Below are 3,372 nucleotides of genomic sequence, written 5' to 3' on the forward strand. Positions count from 1 at the left end.
TAGATCGTTCTTTAAAAATTTGGGTATGTGATAGAAAGATAGACTGATGGCCACTTTCACTGGTGGTGATCAGGCTAAGGTAAAATTTGTGAGTTTAATCGCGAATTTTCGGCGAATGTCGTCTTCACAGTATAACCAGATTGCTTGGGGTTATATGGTCAAGTGAAGAAGCGCATACGGTGGATGCCTTGGCAGTCAGAGGCGATGAAAGACGTGGTAGCCTGCGAAAAGCTTCGGGGAGTCGGCAAACAGACTTTGATCCGGAGATGTCTGAATGGGGGAACCCACCTAACATAAGTTAGGTATCTTAAGCTGAATACATAGGCTTAAGAAGCGAACCAGGGGAACTGAAACATCTAAGTACCCTGAGGAAAAGAAATCAACCGAGATTCCCTTAGTAGTGGCGAGCGAACGGGGACTAGCCCTTAAGTGGCTTTGAGATTAGCGGAACGCTCTGGAAAGTGCGGCCATAGTGGGTGATAGCCCTGTACGCGAAAATCTCTTGGTCATGAAATCGAGTAGGACGGAGCACGAGAAACTTTGTCTGAATATGGGGGGACCATCCTCCAAGGCTAAATACTACTGACTGACCGATAGTGAACTAGTACCGTGAGGGAAAGGCGAAAAGAACCCCGGAGAGGGGAGTGAAATAGATCCTGAAACCGTATGCGTACAAGCAGTGGGAGCCCACTTTGTTGGGTGACTGCGTACCTTTTGTATAATGGGTCAGCGACTTATTTTCAGTGGCGAGCTTAACCGAATAGGGGAGGCGTAGCGAAAGCGAGTCTTAATAGGGCGTCTAGTCGCTGGGAATAGACCCGAAACCGGGCGATCTATCCATGGGCAGGTTGAAGGTTGGGTAACACTAACTGGAGGACCGAACCGACTACCGTTGAAAAGTTAGCGGATGACCTGTGGATCGGAGTGAAAGGCTAATCAAGCTCGGAGATAGCTGGTTCTCCTCGAAAGCTATTTAGGTAGCGCCTCATGTATCACTGTAGGGGGTAGAGCACTGTTTCGGCTAGGGGGTCATCCCGACTTACCAAACCGATGCAAACTCCGAATACCTACAAGTGCCGAGCATGGGAGACACACGGCGGGTGCTAACGTCCGTCGTGAAAAGGGAAACAACCCAGACCGTCAGCTAAGGTCCCAAAGTTATGGTTAAGTGGGAAACGATGTGGGAAGGCTTAGACAGCTAGGAGGTTGGCTTAGAAGCAGCCACCCTTTAAAGAAAGCGTAATAGCTCACTAGTCGAGTCGGCCTGCGCGGAAGATGTAACGGGGCTCAAACCATACACCGAAGCTACGGGTATCACTTAGGTGATGCGGTAGAGGAGCGTTCTGTAAGCCTGTGAAGGTGAGTTGAGAAGCTTGCTGGAGGTATCAGAAGTGCGAATGCTGACATGAGTAACGACAATGGGTGTGAAAAACACCCACGCCGAAAGACCAAGGTTTCCTGCGCAACGTTAATCGACGCAGGGTTAGTCGGTCCCTAAGGCGAGGCTGAAAAGCGTAGTCGATGGAAAACAGGTTAATATTCCTGTACTTCTGGTTATTGCGATGGAGGGACGGAGAAGGCTAGGCCAGCTTGGCGTTGGTTGTCCAAGTTTAAGGTGGTAGGCTGGAATCTTAGGTAAATCCGGGATTCTAAGGCCGAGAGCTGATGACGAGTGTTCTTTTAGAACACGAAGTGGTTGATGCCATGCTTCCAAGAAAAGCTTCTAAGCTTCAGGTAACCAGGAACCGTACCCCAAACCGACACAGGTGGTTGGGTAGAGAATACCAAGGCGCTTGAGAGAACTCGGGTGAAGGAACTAGGCAAAATGGCACCGTAACTTCGGGAGAAGGTGCGCCGGTGAGGGTGAAGCATTTACTGCGTAAGCCCACGCCGGTCGAAGATACCAGGCCGCTGCGACTGTTTATTAAAAACACAGCACTCTGCAAACACGAAAGTGGACGTATAGGGTGTGACGCCTGCCCGGTGCCGGAAGGTTAATTGATGGGGTTAGCTAACGCGAAGCTCTTGATCGAAGCCCCGGTAAACGGCGGCCGTAACTATAACGGTCCTAAGGTAGCGAAATTCCTTGTCGGGTAAGTTCCGACCTGCACGAATGGCGTAACGATGGCGGCGCTGTCTCCACCCGAGACTCAGTGAAATTGAAATCGCTGTGAAGATGCAGTGTATCCGCGGCTAGACGGAAAGACCCCGTGAACCTTTACTATAGCTTTGCACTGGACTTTGAATTTGCTTGTGTAGGATAGGTGGGAGGCTTTGAAGCGTGGACGCCAGTTCGCGTGGAGCCAACCTTGAAATACCACCCTGGCAACTTTGAGGTTCTAACTCAGGTCCGTTATCCGGATCGAGGACAGTGTATGGTGGGTAGTTTGACTGGGGCGGTCTCCTCCTAAAGAGTAACGGAGGAGTACGAAGGTGCGCTCAGACCGGTCGGAAATCGGTCGTAGAGTATAAAGGCAAAAGCGCGCTTGACTGCGAGACAGACACGTCGAGCAGGTACGAAAGTAGGTCTTAGTGATCCGGTGGTTCTGTATGGAAGGGCCATCGCTCAACGGATAAAAGGTACTCCGGGGATAACAGGCTGATACCGCCCAAGAGTTCATATCGACGGCGGTGTTTGGCACCTCGATGTCGGCTCATCACATCCTGGGGCTGAAGCCGGTCCCAAGGGTATGGCTGTTCGCCATTTAAAGTGGTACGCGAGCTGGGTTTAGAACGTCGTGAGACAGTTCGGTCCCTATCTGCCGTGGACGTTTGAGATTTGAGAGGGGCTGCTCCTAGTACGAGAGGACCGGAGTGGACGAACCTCTGGTGTTCCGGTTGTCACGCCAGTGGCATTGCCGGGTAGCTATGTTCGGAATAGATAACCGCTGAAAGCATCTAAGCGGGAAACTAGCCTCAAGATGAGATCTCACTGGGACCTTGAGTCCCCTGAAGGGCCGTCGAAGACTACGACGTTGATAGGTTGGGTGTGTAAGCGCTGTGAGGCGTTGAGCTAACCAATACTAATTGCCCGTGAGGCTTGACCATATAACACCCAAGCAATTTGCTGACCTGAAAAGGCACCAGATTGCGGTGTGTGAAGACGAAACGAACCGAAAGTTCGAGATACTCACAAAACACCAAACTATCGCATACCCATTCGCTGGAGCGTGAACCCGCAAGGGCCCACGACCTGGCTACCGAATTTCTTGACGACCATAGAGCATTGGAACCACCTGATCCCATCCCGAACTCAGCAGTGAAACGATGCATCGCCGATGGTAGTGTGGGGTTTCCCCATGTGAGAGTAGGTCATCGTCAAGATTAAATTCCGAAACCCCTATCTGCGTATGCAGGTAGGGGTTTTGTTTT

The 3,372-nt window shown here is 51.1% G+C and carries 2 rRNA genes; both read left to right on the forward strand.

Features of this window, described 5'->3' with window-relative positions:
• Positions 1 to 156 precede the first annotated feature (156 nt).
• Positions 157 to 3,048, forward strand: a 23S ribosomal RNA gene (locus tag IB250_RS28440).
• A gap of 160 nt (positions 3,049 to 3,208) precedes the next feature.
• Positions 3,209 to 3,324 (forward strand): 5S ribosomal RNA (gene rrf / locus IB250_RS28445).
• The last annotated feature ends 48 nt before the right edge of the window (positions 3,325 to 3,372 follow it).

The sequence above is a fragment of the Pseudomonas sp. PDM09 genome (assembly GCF_014852305.1).
GTDB lineage: Bacteria > Pseudomonadota > Gammaproteobacteria > Pseudomonadales > Pseudomonadaceae > Aquipseudomonas.